The sequence below is a fragment of the Flavobacterium procerum genome (assembly GCF_042431625.1).
Lineage (GTDB): Bacteria > Bacteroidota > Bacteroidia > Flavobacteriales > Flavobacteriaceae > Flavobacterium > Flavobacterium procerum.
Genome location: NZ_JBHLYW010000022.1, coordinates 328,773 through 347,016, shown reverse-complemented (window position 1 = coordinate 347,016; position 18,244 = coordinate 328,773). Strand labels below are relative to the sequence as shown.

The following is an 18,244-nucleotide window of genomic DNA, read 5'->3' as shown; positions in this document are numbered from 1 at the left end:
AAAATTCTGATATTTATTTTTAATCGGTTTTAATTGTTTTCTTTAAAATTTAATTTCACTTTAAGCTTCCTCCGATTCAAAGCCTCATTATGGTTTAATCAAGTCGTGTCCCTACACTTGCAATGATGGATTGGGTTAGTTTTAGGCTGCTCAAATCATCCTCATTAAGTTTAGCAAGTGCATCGTAAAAAATCTGTGTTTCCAGCGAACGATTACTGCTTTTTGTTGAGTAGGCAACTTTGGCCAAAGCTTTCGCCTTTTTAAGTTTATCGTCGTCTGTGTTTTCGTCAAGTATGGCAGTTTTGATAGCTTTAACGCCACTAGGTGTACTAACCCAACGCGTGTGCGCACTCCAAGATTTATTCAACACACCGTTAAGCTCAACTGTGAGCAATTTCTTGGCGTCTATTAATTCTTCGGATGCTTCTTTACCACTTTTCCAGGGGATGAAATCTAAAACGGGACTAATGAAGTTCATAGCCTTCTTAGCAATATGACCAGGATACTCATCAATATCGATATTACGGCTAGCGACCTGAATCTCGATAATGGATTGCAGGCATAGCTCCGGGTGCAATTTTCGACCTTCTTTATTTAATTCTCCGCCGTTGTACACCATGGCGGGTCCTTTTGGAGTATACATTATTCCCCTGTATAAGGCTTCAAGTTCATCTTTAAATCGTGAGTGATCGTCGTTGTCCTTAATCGCCTTATCGAGTAACTCATACTTTGTACGGGCAATCATAAAACCCTGTCTCAGAGCTTTCATACGTTTATTAAAACTAGCCTCATTACGCAAGTCGCCTACGACAGAGCCGACAGATTCTCCAAGCTTTCCCATTTTTTTTTGAATCATCTCTTTAGCTTCTTCGTATTTTTCTTGTAGCTCGCCAATTTTGGAATAAACTTCGTATATATTTTGCACATCGTCAGAGGTGAGCTCGCTTAGCCAGTTGGACGACGATGTTTCATCCGGTTTCTCTTCTTCAATCGGTTTTTCTTTTTCCTTTTTGCCACTGCCCTCCAATGCCAAGCCTGCCAATTTCTTTCCACCTTTGCCCGCCAGGCCCAAGCCCTTTAATCCGAGCTTTGCACCATAGCCAATCATTTCGGATTTTTCTTTTTGGGTAAGGCTCTCCCAGTATTTTTTTAAAGCAGCGCGACGAATTTCGGCTTTATAATCAGTTTTTTCGCCCGAGAAAATGGTCGAGCCTTTCTCTTTACCCTTTTGGCCATACTTGGTTTCCCAATCTACCCCCAATTCCCTCATATTATTCAAAATCGCGACAGCCTCTTCCTTCAAGTCATTCATGCGTTGATCATGCGCAGGTCTTTTGCTCTTTTCCAACACCAACTGCGCCACTGGTCCGCTGATTTTTGCTTTGGCTTGCAAGGGTGTTTGAAAAGCGCTGGCCTGCAAAGCTTTTGCACCCATTACATCGGCCTCATTCTCCAAACCTGCATCATCATTAACATTTACATTGCCTTTCATCTGCAAAGTAGGTTGTACACGTCCTTGTTTTTGCTGAACGACATGCCAGGCTTCATGAGGTAAATGTTTTTCCTGTCCGGATGCAATATGAATATCTGTTCCCTGCGCATAAGCATGTGCTTGTAATTGGGCAGGCTTGTCAGAGTTGTAATGCACTTTTACATCATCCATGCTGTACCCCGAAAGGTTTTCAATTCCGGATTTCAAATTATCAGGTAAGCCGGTGTTATTTTCTTTTTTCTGTAGGGGTAAATCAAATCTGCCTTGTAAATGTTCTTCTTCGATACTTTGTTTTTGTATTGGAATAGCTTTCATCTGAAGCTCTTCTTCTTCAATGTCTTGTTTTTGTACTGTAATAGCTTTCATCTGAAGTTCTTCCTCTTCAATGCCTTGTTTTTGTATTGGAATAGCTTTCATCTGAAGTTCTTCCTCTTCAATGCCTTGTTTTTGTATTGGAATAGCTTTCATTTGCAGTTCTTCCTCTTCAATGCCTTGTTTTTGAACTGGAATAGCTTTCATCTGAAGTTCTTCCTCTTCAACGTCTTGTTTTTGAATTGGAAGGGAAAAATTAGCATTTGCTATAGTTTGTAATTGCATGGCTTGTTTTACCTGTAAACTATTGCTTGCCATTTCTTGTAATTGCATTTGAACTGCAGTTGCTGAAGAAGAAAAGGGAGCTTTAGTTTTATTTTTTTTCTGAACAGTATACTGTGACGTTTGCTTTTTGCTTTGCGGTGTTTTGTCGTTGTAAAAATTCATAGCCAGCTTTTTTAACTTTTAAGATTCTTTCTATTTAATAATCAATACTTATTGATGTTAACTGTTTCAAATATAGTACTTTATAGTTTATTTTAATAAGAAATTATAAACAAATTATATGCTACGAAGTTTTTTCTTTTTATTATAGAGTTAACACTCACTACTTGCTTTATATCGAATTCAGGCAGGAAGAAATTGATTGCGTGTTTATCGATTTGAAGAATATATTTTTACGAAATTGAACTCGTTGGGTAAACTTTTTTTTTCAATTCTATCATATCAGCTTAGATATAAATCTGTCTAAATCTGCGCGAAAAATTAATACTTTTGCAGATCAAATTAGATTTTAATTTTGATTGAAGCTATTTTATTCTATTTCATCCAACGAATGAAACTTAGTATTTTATAATAGGAATTTAAATGTTCTTGCCTGTGTTGCGTTTTCTATTTTTCATTCCAGAAATAAAATATTTTTTTTGTTTTAGCTAAATACTGTTGAAGTTAAATTAAATTTTCTCTTCCAAATTCTGCTAATTTTTGAACAATTGGAAGTGTTTTTAATCCCTTTTGTGTTAACGTGTATTCGACCTTTGGAGGAATTTCGGCATAGGCTTTCTTGTTCACTAAATCATTCTTCACCAAATGATTTAATTCCTGAATAAGCATTTTTTCAGAAATTCCCGGAATAGATCTTTTTAATTCACCATATCTAATAATCTTGTTATTAATCTGATACAATATTATTAATGACCATTTTCCACCCAGTAATGCCAATGAGGCTTTAACGGGACATTTCTCGTCTGACGAATCAAAATTTATTTCTTTGTTTTTCATTGATAATCAATAAATTTTACTTTTTAGTAAGTATCTTACCAAAATGTATGTACTTGTATAGTGGTAGGCGTCTTTATATATTTGATCAAATTTAATGTTTCTAATGTAATGATTATGAAAAATGCTGCTGCAGATTGGTATCTGCCATTAAAAAGTAAATATCCGCTGGTTTCAGATGAAGAATGGCTTTTGCTTAATAAATTTGGAAAGTTCAAAACTATTAAAAAAGGACATAATTTTTTGTCTTCGGGAGAAATCGCTCGCTATTCTGCATTTGTAATTTCAGGTCATTTTGCCTATACAATCATTGATGATGAAGGAAATGAGAAAATTATAAAATTTGGGTTAGCAAATGATTTTTTAGCGAACTGCCAAAGTTTTTACAATAAAACGCCCTCTGTGATGAGTATAATCGCCTTAGAAGATTCTATTATTTGTAGAATCAATATCAAACAGATGCAGCCATTATACAATATTCATATGTGTATAGCAGATGTCAATCTGGCAATTTATCAGGAAGCAGCACAGCAGACTTTCGAACATCAATATATGCTTTCTTTTAAAAGTCCATTAAAACGATATAAATTTTTGATGGAGAAAAGACCAGAAATCATCAGAAAAATATCAATCAAAAATATCGCTAAATATTTATATGTGAGTCGAGAAGCTATTAGCAGAGCTAGGCTTTCGCTTAAGAACAATGAAGGGCTTTTATAAAAATCTATTGGTCAAAAAGTCGTCTAGAATGCCATTAAATTTTTCAGGATGTTCCATCATTGGAGCGTGGCCACAATTTGAAATCGGAATTAATTCTGCATCTGGAAGCATACTTTGAAAATCTTTTGCGACATCAAAAGGCGTAATCGTATCTTCTTTTCCCCAAATAAGTAGAACTGGAATTTTTATTTGAGGCAGAAGTTCATTGACCTGATTGTGTTGCGCTTTTTTAGCTGTTTTGATAATCTTAAAACACTTGATATTGTCCTTGACAATTTCAAATACGTCATCAACAAGTTCTTTGGTTGCAACAGCTGGATTATAAAATGTATTGGCAGCATGTTTTTGAATATAAGAATAACTGTGTCGTCTTGGAAAACTTCCTAAATTATTGTTTTCATATAATCCGGAACTTCCTGTCAAAATCAGAGCTTGAACATTGGCAAGATTGCGATACGTATAGATAATAGCAACATGGCCTCCTAAAGAGTTGCCAACCAATATTACATTTTTTAGGTTTAATTGTTTGATATAATTTTCCAGCCACTGAACAAGATATTCGAGCTCGTCTTCTTTATGATCGTCAAATAAAGGAAGATTTGGTGCAAAAATATTATACGAAGATTTAAAGTAATCTGTCACCGTTTTCCAATTGCTTAACTCTCCAAAGAGCCCGTGAAGTAAAATAATGCTTTGTTTCATTTTTATATTTTTGACAAAGCTATTTCAAGCCAAAATCTATTTAAGTGATTACAATCACAAAATGAGTACAGAACAATAAATTTTGAATCTCGGCAGTTTTAATGTTTTTCTAATAAGAAACAAATGGTAGTTCTAATTTTTAATTCTAATTTGGCTGGCCACTTAAAATACCACTTTTTCATATCATGAAAGATAATCTAAAGGAATATATCTCGAAATACATTTCACTTTCAGAATCTGAAATGACCCATTTTTGCGACTTGTTTCAAAGTAAATCGGTCGGAAAAAAAAGTTTCTTATTAAAAGAAGGTGATGTATGTGATTTTGAAGGATTTGTGACAAAAGGACTTTTTAGAATATATCGAACCCATCCAAATGGTGTGGAGCAGATTCTGTATTTTGCCATTGAAAATTGGTGGCTAACCGATTTGGATAGTTTTACAAATGGGAGCTTTTCCAAATTGCATATTCAGGCATTAGAAGATAGCGAAGTTTTACTCATTTCAAAGAATGATAAAGAATATGCTTACGATAATATTCCGCAGATTGAAAAGTTATTCAGGATTATGACCCAAAAAACGCACATTGCCCTACAGCATCGTATGATGAATAATCTCAGTAAAACTGCAGATCAGCTTTATCTGGATTTTATCGAAAAATATCCGCAACTTTCTCAACGTCTAACCAATCTGCAAATTGCGGCTTATTTGGGAATAAGTCATGAATTTTTGAGTAAAATCAGAAAAAAACTATTCATAAATAAATAGGTCGCTGTATTTATTGAACTTGTTCAATGTTTTTAAAGTAAAACAGGATGCATATTTGCATAATGGCGATTTTAAGTTTTTAAGACTTGCCATTTATATAAATAGAAAAATCATGGACAAAAGAAAATTCTTAAAAAACGGATTCTTAGGTTTAGGTGCCATTGCAGTGATTCCATCAGTTATTTCTTCGTGCTCAAGGGACGAAAATGAAGAGGGAGAAGCAGAGGTAATAGCACCTCCCGTTAATGGACAAAGCTGTCAGGTTTCGCCTGTTGAAATGGTTGGACCTTTTCCCATTAAAACTCCTGCACAATTGGCACAGTCAAATATAATAGGAGATAGAACAGGAGTGCCTTTATTAATGAAGATTACCATTCAGGACCAAAGTAATGGATGTTTGCCTCTTGCAGGTGTTTTGGTAGACGTTTGGCAATGCGATAAAGACGGAAATTATTCGCAATATGGAGGAAATCAATTGCAGGCGACCAATTATAACAGTCAAAATTTTCTTCGCGGGAGACAAACTACCGACAGCAAGGGAGAAGTATCTTTTATTAGTGTTTTTCCAGGTTGGTATCCAGGCAGGGCGCCACACATACATGTTGAAGTCTTAACTGCTGGAGGAGCTTCGCTTCTGGTTACACAAATTGCTTTTCCTGTTACCGCATATTCAACAGTATATGCTTCAAATGGATATAATGGCGCGCCGGACAGATCCAATACTCAAGATTCTCTGTTTTCTGATAGTTTAAGCCGAAATATGGCAGATAGCGTAACAGGAAATATCAGTGATGGTTATACGTTATCAAAAGTAATAACGGTTTCTTAAATAGCACACTTATATTATAAATTGAGCAAAGATAAAAATGCTTTTTGTCTTTGCTCAACAAATATAATCTCAATTCGTATTTACTATTTATTATTTAGAAATCGTGAGATTTCAACCATAGTTTTAGCGTCATCTGGCCAACCCAGTTTCATCATTGTTACAATAAATTCTTCTCTGCGTAAAGCAGCATTCAAAGAACTGTGAGCTTGTTCTATAGCTTTCTTAATTTCTGCTAAATTTAATGAAGTAGAATAAGAGGGCTGTCCTGGCTGAAATCGATAGGATTCTTGCAGATTTCCTACATAATATGGGTCAAACCCAGTCTCTTCAATCAGCTGTTTTACAACTTTTGAACTATTTTCATCTGCTGCTGCAAAAGGAACAGCCAAGCGTTCTTGCATTCCCGAAGGATAACCATTGTTTTTTAGAACAGCTGCGCCAACAGAATTCCACGCCTTAGCGACTGGTAATCCAAGTTTTTCCGAAACCCAAATACTTTCTGGTTTACCTTCTAGAATTTCATCAATACTACCATCACGAACAGGGTAGTAATTACCTGTGTCAATAATGATGGTTCTTTCGTCAATATTTTCCTTTATTGTTTTAGCAATATTGTTGATCTGGCTGAAGGGAATCGATATAATTAAAACATCTTTATCAATTATTGCCTCTTTAGTTATTCCTGCCGTTGCTCCAAACGCCAAGGCTTCTCCTGAAACCGTTTCTGGTCCTTTAGAATTTGCAATTGTTACTTGATGCCCATTTGCACTTAGTTTTTTTGATAAAACAGAGCCAATTGCGCCAGCTCCTATAATCCCTATTTTCATTTTAAAATTATTTAAATTGTTGCGTTATGCATTTTAATCTTTCGATTCCATTCGAATGTCAAACAAAAGTAGAGGCTTTTTGTTTACTTTTATCACCTAGTTTCAAAAAGTAACAGTAACCTCAAGGTAACAAAAAAAATGGGTTGTATTGAAAGTGGTTTTAGAAAGGATTATAAAAAAGAAATGATGGCGGTTCAGGATTCCATGGATGTTTTAAATGGCAAATGGAAAATAACCATTATAACTTCTTTGTGTTATTACAGAAAAAGAAGATTTTCGGATATTCTAAATGATATAACAGGAATATCTAATAAAATGCTTAGCAAAGAACTTAAAGATTTAGAAATTAATAAATTGGTTAAAAAAATAGTTCTGGAAACCCGTCCAGGTACCGTCGAGTATGAACTGACTGAGCATGGCAGATCTTTACAGATTATTATCGAGAATCTAACAGAATGGGGAATGAGTCATCGTCGTCATATTATTGAAGGTTGATGAAGCTAAAAATCAAGGATAGATAATTCCGGTAACCTCTTCTGCATATTTCCATAGTTTTTGTGCTTCGATTAAGTCAAGCGCAAAAGGTTCTATGGCAGCTTTTTCGGGATAGCCCCGAATTCCTCCGTCTTGATCTGGACCTACTAGATCACCGCCATTTATCTCAGGACTTGCTGCAGCAAATAGAGATGGTAGTGCACCTTTCCAAGTAGGCATAAGCTCTCCATAAACTTCAATCATGTGATTATATTCTTGTTGTGTAATAAAACGGGAAAGATTTGTCTGGGTACCACCAGGATGTGAAGCAACAGATAAAATGTCTTCGCCGGCTTTTTCGATTCTGCGTTGCAACTCAAGAGTAAACAATAGATTGCCTAATTTACTTTGCGCATATTCTCGATTGGGATCATATTTTTTTTCGATTTTCAAGTTGGAGTAATCAATTTTACCAAGGGTATATACTAAGCTGCTAACCGTTATTATTCTTGATTGCGGAGTTGCCTTTAAAGTATTAAATAAATGGCCTGTAAAAGCATAATGTCCAATTACATTGGTTCCAAATTGAAGTTCAAATCCCTGCGCAGTAAAAGATGCTGGAGGTGCCATAACTCCTGCATTGTTGATTAGGATATCTAATTTCTGATATTTGCTCTTAAAAATTTCAGCAGCTTCTTTCACTGAATTGAGGTCTGATAAATCTAATTTAAGCACCTCTATACTGCCTTTATGATTAGTTTTTGATATTTCTTTTGCCGCGCTTTCGCCTTTTTTCTCATCACGGCAAGCCAATATAACATTTGCTCCTTTTTCATAAAGAGCAAGTGCAGTTTCATATCCTATTCCTACATTAGCCCCAGTGATTATAACTGTTTTTCCTGTCTGATCAGGGATGTTTTCTTTTGTCCACATAACATTAATATTTTAATATGGAGTTAAAGTTATTAAATAAATCTTATAGTAGAAAACGTAACGGGGGCAGGCTTTCCCTTCTTTTCGAGTTCTGATGAAGAAGTATTTCGATACGTAGGTCAATATGGTTGATTCCAAGATTAAGTTTCTAATCTTTCTAGTAAAAAAATGATTAAATGAGTTCATTTAACAATTCATCAAGCAATTTTATCCATTCGTCAAGAAAGTTTATTCAGCGAGCAACATGCTGATAGTTTTGTCTTCATTAATGTAATAAAAATTAAAATGAAGATAAAAAAAATCATTGCATACGCCTCGTTATGTATGTTGTCGTTAGGATTGCAGGCTCAGAAAAACATTTCAGGAAAAACGACCTATAATCAAAAGCCACTTTCGGGTGTAAGTGTTATTCTTCTTAAAGAAGATTCCAGTTATTTAAAAGATGTTGAAACAGATTCAACCGGAAGTTATACAATCGAAAACATAAAAGAAGGCGGCTATAAATTGTTGTTTTCATTGATTGGTTATAATAAGAAAACAATCGACATAAAAGTAGTTTCAAAAGACGTACAGATGTCTGAAGTTGATTTGGAAATGGAAACTTTTGTGATGAATGAAGTTACCGTAAAAGCAAAACGATTGGCGTTTAAAGTTGAACCAGGAAAAACGACAGTTAACCTTTCTGAGGCGTCATTGGGGTCTAACGGGTCTCTTTTGAATGCACTCGAAAAAATTCCGGGAATATTGATTTTGAATGATGGAACAGTTCTTCTTAACGGAAAAGCAGGTGCCAACGTAATGATTGATGGCAAACTGACTTATCTCACAGGAGAAAATCTGTTGAATTTACTTCGCGCTATGCCCAGCAGTGCTGTCGATAAGATAGAAATGGTATCGCATCCTTCTGCTCAATACGATGCTGGAGGAACTAGCGGATTTATAAACATTAAAAGCAAACAAAAAACAGACAATGGATTAAATCTTAATGTCTCATCAAACATTGAAACGGGAAAATATCTGAGACAGAATCAAAATCTTTCTCTGCAGCTTCATAGAAAAAAATATACTTTTTATACTAATTATGCATTTAATAACGGGCAAGATTTTATCTTAATCAATTCTTCACGAGAATATCTAAAAACCAAAACGGCCCATACAGATGCAGCAATTCTAGGTATGGATGCGGACAGAAAATTTAAATCACATTCGCATTATTTTAAATCTGGAATTGACTACCAATTTTCAGAAAAACTATCGCTAAGCTCAGATGTTTATGGAAATTGGTTTGATAAAAATAAGAATGAAACGGCTTTATCTGAATTTTTTCAAAGCTCTGGCTTGAAAGATTTTTCGCTTTATACCCAAAATGAACAATATTCAAATCATAGCAATTTAGGTAGTGGAATGAGTGTTTTGTATAAAATTAGTCAAAAAGTAAAATGGGAAAATGTTTTTAATTTTCTTGTTTTCGAACAAAAAGAAAAGCTAAATCAGAATAGTACAATGAATACTGCTTCAGAAGGTAATTCTGAAAATGGACTTCAGGGAAAAATGGGAGGAAAAATACAAATCTCGAATCTGCAATCTGACTTTAACTGGAAGATGTCTGATAAATATACCTTTCATTCAGGCCTTAAATATTCATCGATTACTATTGATAATAGGGCGCTGTATAATTCTTTTGAGTCTGGGGAATGGATAGAAGATGAAAAACTAAGCAGTAGTTTTTTGTATAAAGAAAATATACTCGCAGGCTATTTGCAGTCAGGACAGAAATGGTCAAAACGTTTTTCTACTGAAGCTGGACTTCGCGTAGAATTAACAGATACCGAAGCACGATACAAGACTGGGATAATGGACTCGACACTTGTTCGGAATTATGGAGGGCTTTTTCCGACTTTCTCAGCAAATTATATCGTTACGGAAAATAACACACTGGCATTTCAGTACGGAAGACGTATTGTCCGTCCAAATTATAGAGATCTTAATCCTTTCACAGAAGTAAATGATCGATATTTACAGGAAAGAGGAAATACAGCGTTACGACCTGAGCGGGTAAATAATCTAGAAGTTTCATGGCTTATAAAAAAGCAATATGTATTTAGCTTTTTTTATACCACACGTAAAAATCCGATTACCAAAAGTTATCTTACGGAACCAGAAAGTGATGTGACAATTGTAATGCCTCTCAATCTAAAGCAAAGTTATTCGTTAGGAGTAAGAGCGAGTCTTAATAATATCAAACCAATTGATTGGTGGATTCTGCATTTAAATGGATCATTGACTTATAAGGAATTCCATTGGCAGGAAATGGAGTTTATCTATAATAATAATCTCTGGACACCAACATTTCAATTTAACAATCAATTTGCTTTGCCAAAGGAGTGGGCTGTTGAAGCAACAGGATATTATTATGGAACAATGGCAGAGGGACAGGCTAAAATTGGTTCCATAGGTTCTGTGTCATTAGGTGCACGAAAGAGTTTCTTTGAAAACAAGTTGAGTTTATATGCGTATTTCAATGATGTATTTTTAACAAATCGCCAGAATATCAGTCTATTTAACAGCGTTATTTCTGGAGATTATAGAGAAAGGAGAGATACTCGTATGATAGGAATTACTCTTTCGTGGCGATTTGATTCTGGTAGTTCGTCAAAATCAATACGAAAAATTGATAATATGGAAGAAAGTAAACGTATCAATTAGTAAATTAGAACCATCAAAATGAGTGAAAATAAAAAAATAGTAATTGATTGGATTTATCCCGCCGTTTGGGGAACGCTGATGTATAATGTACTCAGAGCAGTTACCGATCTCACGCATCACGGTATTTTCTGGGAAGGCGAAATGAAACTTCACTTAACAGCATTATTGCTTTCTATTTTTACCTGCTATTTATGCAATTTTGTATGGAGGAGAAGACTTTACAAAACAGATGAAGTTAACAGAATGGGAAGAGATTACCTTTTTATTCTTGCAGAATTGCTATTTTGGCTTAACCTTTTATTAATAATCGGGCAGGCGATAGGGGTTTTATTTATGGGCTCCGGCTGGATAGATTATATGCTGATTAATGTAATCTATCTGCCCTTGCTGCTTATTTTTTACACACTGATTCGCAATACTATTACGGAGAAAAATGCAAATAAAAAAAATCTCATACTCGAAAAATTAAAAGTAGAAAAAAATGAAGCGGAGCTTGAGTTTCTAAAATCTCAGTATCATCCACATTTTCTTTTTAATGCCTTAAATACTATTTATTTTCAGGTAGAGGATAATAATGCCGAAGCGAAGAAAAGTATTGAATATTTATCAGAATTACTTCGATACCAGCTTTATGATGTCAATCAGGAAGTGATGTTTCATCAGGAAATAAATTATTTACGTTCTTATATTGCTTTTCAGCAGCTTAGAACAACCGATAAATTAAAAGTAAATATTGATATAGACGATGCTTTGAAGGAACAACGTATACATCCGTTATTATTTCAGCCTCTTTTAGAAAATGCATTTAAGTATGTTGGAGGATTGTATCAGATAGATTTTAAACTGAAGCTTAAAGAAGACCAGCTGTATTTTGAGTTAAGAAATTCGGTTTCAGATGCATTGGTTGCTTCAGCAGTAAAAGACAGCGGTATTGGACTTAACAATTTGAAGAGAAGATTGGAATTACTTTATCCAGGAAAACATCAGTTAGAAATCTGTAATTACAAAGACTCTTTTCAAGTAACGCTCATTTTATCATTTAAATAATAAAGATTATGTCACATAAAATACAAATAAGAGAATTCGATTATCAAGATAAAGACGAAGTCATGGAAATTTTTAAGCAAAATGTTCCAAGATATTTTGCAGTAAGCGAGATCAAAGAATTTGAAGATTATTTGGAATCCGATATTGAAAAATACTTTGTAGCAGAAATTGAAGGAGAAATTGTAGGGGCAGGAGGAGTGAATTTTGCAGATAATAAAACGATTGGACAAATGTCTTGGGGATTTATCAAACCAAAATTCCATGGATGTGGGTTTGGTAGTAAATTGGTAAAGCATCGAATAGATTATTTAAAGTCAATCATAACAGTAGAAAAAATTGCTTTAGGAACATCTCAACACACTTATAAATTTTATGAGAAAAATGGATTTGTATTAAAAGAAGTTCGCAAAGATTATTGGGCAAAAGATTTTGATTTGTACGATATGATTTATGATAACGAACACAAATAAGTATATTTTTTTGACTGAAATAGTAAGCAGAAATCCAATTGATTGATTTGTAAAAAGATAGAAAGAAGTATGAAGTTAAAGTGTATTATAACAGATGATGAACCCATGGCCCGTAAGGGAATTAGAGGTTATATTGAAAAAACAGATTTTCTTTCACTGGCGGGAGAATGTGAAACAGCAATTGAACTTAATAGTTTTTTGAAAAAAGAATCTGTGGATGTTATATTTCTTGATGTTGAAATGCCTGGGCTTACTGGTATGGAGTTTCTTTCGTCTGCAGTAAATCTTCCTAAAATCATTATAGTTTCAGCTTATGAGCAGTACGCTCTAAAAGGATATGAAATGAATGTTTTTGATTATCTATTGAAACCTGTTTCTTATGAACGTTTTCTAAAATCGGTTAATAAAGTGTACAATCAGCACGAAAAAGAACTTAAGAATGTATATGTAGATCACATCTTTGTAAAGGTTGAAAAGAAAACAAAAAAAATGATGTTGAAAGACATTCTTTTTATTGAAAGTATGGAAAATTATGTCGTGGTTCATACAGCAGTTTCAAAAGAAGTGGTTTACTGTACCCTAAAAACAATTTCAGACAATCTTCCGTCTGAAACGTTTTTTCAAACTCATCGTTCTTTTATTGTTAATACTGAACAGATTCAGGCAATTGAAGGTAATATTCTTGAAATTGGGAATCACAAAATACCGATATCCAGAAATTTGAAAGACGAAATCTACAATAAGTATATTTCTAAAAATTTTGTTTCGAGAAACAAAGAAGATAGATAGCTGTTATTTAGGAATAATAAATCAAAGATTAAAAAATAGAGTAACAAAAGAAAATAATGGTTAATTGTAAGAAAGAAATTCTAAAAAAACTGTGTTATACAGATCTTGTATAAGGAAGAATAAATAAAAAACTGAATCTACAACTTTTAAATAGCGAGATTGAAGAATTGATTTTGAATATTATATCAGAAACAGACTTTACTGCATTTGAAAAGACTGGAAAGAATTTTTATATTAGTAACTATGAAAGAAATACAAGACTGACCATAAATTCATTTACGTACAGAATAATTACAGCAGACAAACTGAATAAAATAAAAGAGAGAAAGTAGTTAGTTCAAGTATAATTAGTTCCAGTTGCGATTAGGATTAAACCATTTTTTTTGCCTCAGTTAAAACAATAATAATGTCTTTCTGCAAAATGTAATGCACCACGATTCTTCCATAAAATTTGAAATGGCAAATTGGTTGAAAATTCTCCGTTTTTTTGCGATATAAAAGGCATCAAGTCCAGCTTATTGCAAACTTAGATCAGCAGTTAATAATTTCTTTTAGAGATTTTGTAATCATACTTAAATTATTTTGTTTGTTTATACACCAAACCTCTTTGTGTTTTTTTACCGCGTTTTTAACAGCTTCAAAAGAATGTGCGGAATAAAAAACAATTGGAATTTTCTTCAATCCTTTAATACTTCGGAGCAGTTCTAGAAATTCGCTTCCTTCAATATAAGGCATATGGTAATCAATAAAAATCAAGTCTGGAAAATTATTTGTTTCATTCAATTTTCTAAGCACTTGCAGAGCATTATTTTCAATTGTGCTATTAATTTTTTCATCTACAGCCTTTATAGCCGTCATCAATAACTTCGAATCATCTGTATGATCAACCAGTAAAATATTTTTATATCTCATAAAATAAAAGCGAATTTAAAAGACAGGCAACAGGCTTGATTTATTTAATTTCAGAAAAAAAATACATAATTCCCACATTAGAAAATCGAACTCTCTACATTATATCTGGCCAACGTGACCATAACCGTTTTTATTTGGTTATGAAATTATTCTAGATGAATTGTTTGGTATAGGGCTAATAATCGCATTGATTATCCTTTTTTTTTGAAGAAAGTGATAATTTATTTTTTAGTTAAAAATAAAGAGCTTCTTAAAATTTGAGAAAAATGCAACAGTTTTCGATTGCAAGGTAGAAAAAGGGCTTTGAAGTTAGATATTATAACTTTTAAGAATATTTTACTCCTATGTAATCTTGGAATGATACAGTTAAATCAATCAAATTTGCAATCGTTATAAAAACACTTCTATTTAAGATGTTGATAGGCTTTTTGGGGGAAGTCTATGATTCTTTTTATTTAATCCTTCTTGAGGTTGAAGAATCAATATCAATAATCTAAAAGTCGTTAGTATAATAAAAAACTAACTGTCTTAATAGATATATAGGAATTCAATTACTGGCTTACATGCCAGTGATTGAAACTATAGATAACTTACTGATGCCGTCTTGGTCTCTGTGAAAGCATGTTTTTATCATTTGCCCTCCCTTGGCGAGTGGGACTTTCTGAGTTTTGAAGATCTAAATATAAATAAATTTTTAGTGTATAATTATCAATTTTCTTTAATGGCGGTTAAAAAATCCTATAAATCAAATATCTTTTTTTATGACTATAAATTCAAATTCACCTCCTGTTTTTTTATCAAAGTATAATTTACTCTCCTAATTTCAGCGAAAATGTAATCAATCGATTAAGATTATTTTAGAGTAAAAAACATCAAATTTATTTACCCACTAGTACTTATTTAATTATACGATATGAAAAAAAAATACTCATCAAATTTTATTCTTTTAATTTCTTTTGTGTTATCATGCTCTCTAAATGCTTATCCTGTTTTTGGCAAGCCTGTATTTCAAAACAATAATTATCCTATATCTCATTGTAATTGTATTCCGGTAGCTGAAAGACACCGAGTATGGCTTAATCTGACTAACAATCAGGGGCTTTTTAAGCAGCTTTTAATTGGCTATATGCGAGGAGCAACTAATGGTTATGATCATAATTATGATGCTGTTACTATGGATGCAAATAAATATGCTGATTTTTACAGCATTAACGAAGGAAAGAAACTGGTGATTCAAGGACGTGGCTTGCCATTTCTTCTTAGCGATACAGTTCCTCTTGGCTACAGGTCTGAAATTGTCGGAGATTTAAGTATTTCGATTGATCACGCAGATGGTGATTTAGCTGATTTGGACATTTATCTAGAGGATAAAAAGACTGGTATTATGCATAATTTGAAAGAAAGTAATTATACATTTTCAACAGAAAAAGGAGCTTTCTTAGATCGTTTTGTAATTCGCTATGCTGCACAGGTAAATTTAGAAAACGCTCAATTTGATAATAATCCTGAAAATCTAGTAGTTGTTTCAAAGAATAAAGTTATCACATTAAAATCTTATGGTAACGCTGTGGAGCAAGTTTCAATTTATGATGCAGCAGGTAGGCTTATTTACAATATTTCGGAGATAAAAACATTTGATTTAGAGATAGATGACATCCAATCCGGCAGTCAAGTATTATTAATCAGAATATTTTTTGAAGACGGGAGGAAGGCATCAAAAAAAATAATATTTTAATTTTACATCATAATCATATTTTCTAGCGGCAGTTTTTTTAAAATTCTGTCGCTTTTACGGTTTTATCATATCTGTTTAATAACTATTAACTTTAATTATATTTGACATGGATATTGATTGTTTGTCGACTTTAAGGTGCTGTTTTGCAGTTTCTTGACCAATATCTAATCATTTTGATTTACTTCAAATAATTACAACCAAAGGGTTTCAATTAAACTTTTTCAATTAGTTTGTGATTAATTTGAATTTTACAGGTTGAAAAAATATATTGGAATTTTTCTCAAAATAAATTCCATTTTCTTTTTTGTCAAATTTTACTTGGTAATTATGAATCAAGGTAGTTTGTGCAATCACATTTACCTGATAAGTATCTCCAATTTTATTTGCTTTGGATATATCCTGAACAATACCATTAATCACAACCGATTTAGGAACAATAGCAGTGTCATTTAATTCAAAACTAACGACATATCCTCTCTCATTATTCTTGTTATAATTTTTATAGGTTTGGTTTTGAATATCTAAAAGTTGTCTGGAACAGGAAAAAAGAAAAAAAAGGCCGAAATAAAATAAGAGAAAGAAGGTTTTAGGAATACTATTTTTCATAATTTTAGCGTTTTGCAACCACAAATTTAACTTAAATTAAACGATTGAAAAAATAATGAAATTAAAATATATTGTTAAAGCATTAATTATAGGATTGGTTTTTACAGCTTGCAGCAAGGATTCTGATTCTAATGAAAATACAACTACCGAGTCAAACGAGATTAATGACTTTGTTTGGAAAGCTATGAATTCCTGGTATTACTGGCAACCCAATGTTGCCAATTTGTCTGACAGCAAAATCGCTTCTACCGCAACATATAACAATCTTATTAACGGAAAAACTCCCGATGCGCTTTTTTATTCACTCCTATATCAAAGAGGAACTGTCGATAGATTTTCATGGATTGAAAACAGTAACGAGATAGTACAGGTTTCAAAAATTGCAGAAGTCGAAAAAAAAGGTGGTTTTAATTACGCAATCTACCCTAAAGATGCATCCAATACAAATATGGTAGCTTTAATTAACTACATTGTGCCTGGCTCACCAGCAGCTTTGGCAGGATTGAAAAGAGGCGACGTCATTACAAAAATAAATGGAAGCCAGCTTACTGCAAGTAATTATGACCAGCTAGAAAACACACAATTGACAATTACTTTGGCAGCAAGCGTGCAATTTTCAAGCGGTGGTTTAGTAACCACAGACAAAGCAGGAACTGTGAGTGTATCAAAAGCCGAAATTGATGAAAACCCAGTTGCTTATTACGAAAAGAAAGTTTATGGAGCAAAGAATATTGGTTATCTGGTTTTTAATGGTTTTAAATCTGATTATAATGATGAACTCAATTTGGCTTTCGCTAAAATGAAATCGGATGGAATTAACGAATTGGTTTTAGATTTAAGATACAATGGAGGAGGTTCATTAGAAACGGCAGTTGCCTTGGCTCAAATGATTAATGGCAGTTTTACCAATAAGCCTTATATTTACTTAGACTTCAATAATAAACATAATAGTGAAGACGGCTATGAAAATCTTTCCGAAAAAGTAAACATTTTTAACTTGGTTGATAACAAACCAACTTTTCAGAGAGAAGAAAGCATAAACAGCCTTACTTTGCCAAAAATATATGTGCTGGTAAGTTTTCAAACCGCTTCTGCCAGCGAGCTCACCATACAATGTCTAAAAAAATACATTAGCGTAATCACAATAGGAGAAGAAACAGTTGGGAAATTTGTAGGCTCAAACACATTATATGATTCTCCTGCTTATAATTATATATCCTATGCCAATCGAAACACTAAACACAAATGGCAATTGCAACCCATTACTTTTTCATATTACAACAAAGACAAAGATGCAAATCCAGAGAAAATTGTACCTGATTACGAAATTAATCCATATAGCACTTTCTTAAATCTGGTTGAATTTGGAAATGTAAAAGATCCTTATTTGAATAAAGCTCTCGAATTAATCACAGGCCAAACTATGCGAACTACAGCAAAAGACGCCAATCCTTCTTTGTCCTTAAGAATTGACAATCTTGCGGCATTCAATCCTACAAATACTGCTAAAGGTTTGTATATAGAGAATTTTAAAAGTTTGAAAAAACAATAAAAGGAATAAATAAGTTTTTGCCTCAGTTGAGGAACAATTAATAATTGAAAGGTATTAGTGCGGAAAATTCAAATAATGATGAGATGAGAAACT

18 protein-coding genes are annotated in these 18,244 nt (G+C 33.1%); 11 read left to right on the top strand and 7 right to left on the bottom strand.

Annotated features, from left to right (window positions below; translation table 11 throughout):
• Positions 1-94: 94 nt before the first annotated feature.
• Positions 95-2,251 (bottom strand): eCIS core domain-containing protein, encoded by a 2,157-nt coding sequence (locus tag ACFFLS_RS21045; RefSeq protein WP_379687202.1) that lies wholly within the window; start codon positions 2,249-2,251, stop codon positions 95-97.
• A gap of 501 nt (positions 2,252-2,752) precedes the next feature.
• A complete protein-coding gene (locus ACFFLS_RS21040) occupies positions 2,753-3,085 on the bottom strand; it encodes a winged helix-turn-helix transcriptional regulator (protein ID WP_379687201.1) in 333 nt (110 codons plus the stop codon).
• A 114-nt stretch (positions 3,086-3,199) separates the two neighbouring features.
• On the opposite strand from ACFFLS_RS21040, the gene ACFFLS_RS21035 reads away from it, so the two are divergent.
• Positions 3,200-3,802 (top strand): Crp/Fnr family transcriptional regulator, encoded by a 603-nt coding sequence (locus tag ACFFLS_RS21035; RefSeq protein WP_379687200.1) that lies wholly within the window; start codon positions 3,200-3,202, stop codon positions 3,800-3,802.
• On the opposite strand, the gene ACFFLS_RS21030 is transcribed toward ACFFLS_RS21035, so the two are convergent.
• Positions 3,797-4,504 carry an alpha/beta fold hydrolase gene (locus ACFFLS_RS21030; protein ID WP_379687199.1) on the bottom strand — a complete coding sequence of 236 codons (708 nt, stop codon included), beginning with the start codon at positions 4,502-4,504 and terminating at the stop codon, positions 3,797-3,799. The genes ACFFLS_RS21035 and ACFFLS_RS21030 overlap by 6 nt on opposite strands.
• A 185-nt stretch (positions 4,505-4,689) precedes the next feature.
• On the opposite strand from ACFFLS_RS21030, the gene ACFFLS_RS21025 reads away from it, so the two are divergent.
• Complete coding sequence (locus ACFFLS_RS21025; protein ID WP_379687198.1) at positions 4,690-5,271, top strand: Crp/Fnr family transcriptional regulator; 582 nt, start codon at positions 4,690-4,692, stop codon at positions 5,269-5,271.
• Positions 5,272-5,383: 112 nt separating this feature from the next.
• Positions 5,384-6,100 (top strand): dioxygenase family protein, encoded by a 717-nt coding sequence (locus ACFFLS_RS21020; protein WP_379687197.1) that lies wholly within the window; start codon positions 5,384-5,386, stop codon positions 6,098-6,100.
• A gap of 83 nt (positions 6,101-6,183) precedes the next feature.
• On the opposite strand, the gene ACFFLS_RS21015 is transcribed toward ACFFLS_RS21020, so the two are convergent.
• The gene (locus tag ACFFLS_RS21015) at positions 6,184-6,927 is read right to left on the bottom strand and encodes an NADPH-dependent F420 reductase (RefSeq protein ID WP_379687196.1); all 744 of its coding nucleotides are present in this window, start codon (positions 6,925-6,927) and stop codon (positions 6,184-6,186) included.
• Between the two features lie 138 nt (positions 6,928-7,065).
• On the opposite strand from ACFFLS_RS21015, the gene ACFFLS_RS21010 reads away from it, so the two are divergent.
• Complete coding sequence (locus ACFFLS_RS21010) at positions 7,066-7,422, top strand: winged helix-turn-helix transcriptional regulator (protein ID WP_379687195.1); 357 nt, start codon at positions 7,066-7,068, stop codon at positions 7,420-7,422.
• A gap of 12 nt (positions 7,423-7,434) precedes the next feature.
• On the opposite strand, the gene ACFFLS_RS21005 is transcribed toward ACFFLS_RS21010, so the two are convergent.
• The gene (locus ACFFLS_RS21005; RefSeq protein WP_379687194.1) at positions 7,435-8,334 is read right to left on the bottom strand and encodes an oxidoreductase; all 900 of its coding nucleotides are present in this window, start codon (positions 8,332-8,334) and stop codon (positions 7,435-7,437) included.
• Between the two features lie 285 nt (positions 8,335-8,619).
• Between ACFFLS_RS21005 and ACFFLS_RS21000 the strand changes: the two genes are divergently transcribed.
• From ACFFLS_RS21000 to ACFFLS_RS20980, 5 genes are all read left to right on the top strand, one after another.
• Positions 8,620-11,040: a TonB-dependent receptor gene (locus tag ACFFLS_RS21000; protein WP_379687193.1), complete on the top strand. Its 2,421-nt coding sequence runs from the start codon at positions 8,620-8,622 to the stop codon at positions 11,038-11,040.
• A gap of 18 nt (positions 11,041-11,058) precedes the next feature.
• Entirely contained in the window at positions 11,059-12,087 is a 1,029-nt protein-coding gene (locus ACFFLS_RS20995) for a sensor histidine kinase (protein WP_379687191.1), read from the top strand.
• A gap of 8 nt (positions 12,088-12,095) precedes the next feature.
• Positions 12,096-12,557, top strand: coding sequence for a GNAT family N-acetyltransferase (locus ACFFLS_RS20990; RefSeq protein WP_379687190.1), 462 nt, complete (start codon positions 12,096-12,098; stop codon positions 12,555-12,557).
• A 69-nt stretch (positions 12,558-12,626) separates the two neighbouring features.
• Entirely contained in the window at positions 12,627-13,346 is a 720-nt protein-coding gene (locus ACFFLS_RS20985) for a LytR/AlgR family response regulator transcription factor (protein ID WP_379687189.1), read from the top strand.
• Between the two features lie 119 nt (positions 13,347-13,465).
• Positions 13,466-13,678 carry a DUF3781 domain-containing protein gene (locus ACFFLS_RS20980; protein WP_379687696.1) on the top strand — a complete coding sequence of 71 codons (213 nt, stop codon included), beginning with the start codon at positions 13,466-13,468 and terminating at the stop codon, positions 13,676-13,678.
• A 199-nt stretch (positions 13,679-13,877) separates the two neighbouring features.
• On the opposite strand, the gene ACFFLS_RS20975 is transcribed toward ACFFLS_RS20980, so the two are convergent.
• Positions 13,878-14,258, bottom strand: a complete 381-nt coding sequence (locus ACFFLS_RS20975) for a response regulator (RefSeq protein WP_379687187.1) — start codon at positions 14,256-14,258, stop codon at positions 13,878-13,880.
• Between the two features lie 913 nt (positions 14,259-15,171).
• On the opposite strand from ACFFLS_RS20975, the gene ACFFLS_RS20970 reads away from it, so the two are divergent.
• Positions 15,172-15,993 (top strand): RemA C-terminal-like gliding motility protein, encoded by an 822-nt coding sequence (locus tag ACFFLS_RS20970; protein ID WP_379687186.1) that lies wholly within the window; start codon positions 15,172-15,174, stop codon positions 15,991-15,993.
• 225 nt (positions 15,994-16,218) lie between these two features.
• Here ACFFLS_RS20970 and ACFFLS_RS20965 read toward each other — a convergent pair whose 3' ends face one another.
• Entirely contained in the window at positions 16,219-16,599 is a 381-nt protein-coding gene (locus tag ACFFLS_RS20965; protein WP_379687185.1) for a hypothetical protein, read from the bottom strand.
• A 55-nt stretch (positions 16,600-16,654) separates the two neighbouring features.
• On the opposite strand from ACFFLS_RS20965, the gene ACFFLS_RS20960 reads away from it, so the two are divergent.
• Positions 16,655-18,151, top strand: a complete 1,497-nt coding sequence (locus ACFFLS_RS20960) for a S41 family peptidase (RefSeq protein WP_379687184.1) — start codon at positions 16,655-16,657, stop codon at positions 18,149-18,151.
• Positions 18,152-18,244 lie beyond the last annotated feature (93 nt).

Excerpts from the sequence above, each read along its gene's own strand:
- ACFFLS_RS21030 (WP_379687199.1), bottom strand. The coding sequence starts at position 4,504 with ATGAAACAAAGCATTATTTTACTTCACGGGCTCTTTGGAGAGTTAAGC.
- ACFFLS_RS20975 (WP_379687187.1), bottom strand. The coding sequence starts at position 14,258 with ATGAGATATAAAAATATTTTACTGGTTGATCATACAGATGATTCGAAG.
- ACFFLS_RS20970 (WP_379687186.1), top strand. The coding sequence starts at position 15,172 with ATGAAAAAAAAATACTCATCAAATTTTATTCTTTTAATTTCTTTTGTG.
- ACFFLS_RS20985 (WP_379687189.1), top strand. The coding sequence starts at position 12,627 with ATGAAGTTAAAGTGTATTATAACAGATGATGAACCCATGGCCCGTAAG.
- ACFFLS_RS21045 (WP_379687202.1), bottom strand. The coding sequence starts at position 2,251 with ATGAATTTTTACAACGACAAAACACCGCAAAGCAAAAAGCAAACGTCA.
- ACFFLS_RS20995 (WP_379687191.1), top strand. The coding sequence starts at position 11,059 with ATGAGTGAAAATAAAAAAATAGTAATTGATTGGATTTATCCCGCCGTT.
- ACFFLS_RS20960 (WP_379687184.1), top strand. The coding sequence starts at position 16,655 with ATGAAATTAAAATATATTGTTAAAGCATTAATTATAGGATTGGTTTTT.
- ACFFLS_RS21025 (WP_379687198.1), top strand. The coding sequence starts at position 4,690 with ATGAAAGATAATCTAAAGGAATATATCTCGAAATACATTTCACTTTCA.
- ACFFLS_RS21015 (WP_379687196.1), bottom strand. The coding sequence starts at position 6,927 with ATGAAAATAGGGATTATAGGAGCTGGCGCAATTGGCTCTGTTTTATCA.
- ACFFLS_RS21040 (WP_379687201.1), bottom strand. The coding sequence starts at position 3,085 with ATGAAAAACAAAGAAATAAATTTTGATTCGTCAGACGAGAAATGTCCC.
- ACFFLS_RS21010 (WP_379687195.1), top strand. The coding sequence starts at position 7,066 with ATGGGTTGTATTGAAAGTGGTTTTAGAAAGGATTATAAAAAAGAAATG.
- ACFFLS_RS21005 (WP_379687194.1), bottom strand. The coding sequence starts at position 8,334 with ATGTGGACAAAAGAAAACATCCCTGATCAGACAGGAAAAACAGTTATA.
- ACFFLS_RS20965 (WP_379687185.1), bottom strand. The coding sequence starts at position 16,599 with ATGAAAAATAGTATTCCTAAAACCTTCTTTCTCTTATTTTATTTCGGC.
- ACFFLS_RS21000 (WP_379687193.1), top strand. The coding sequence starts at position 8,620 with ATGAAGATAAAAAAAATCATTGCATACGCCTCGTTATGTATGTTGTCG.
- ACFFLS_RS21020 (WP_379687197.1), top strand. The coding sequence starts at position 5,384 with ATGGACAAAAGAAAATTCTTAAAAAACGGATTCTTAGGTTTAGGTGCC.
- ACFFLS_RS21035 (WP_379687200.1), top strand. The coding sequence starts at position 3,200 with ATGAAAAATGCTGCTGCAGATTGGTATCTGCCATTAAAAAGTAAATAT.
- ACFFLS_RS20990 (WP_379687190.1), top strand. The coding sequence starts at position 12,096 with ATGTCACATAAAATACAAATAAGAGAATTCGATTATCAAGATAAAGAC.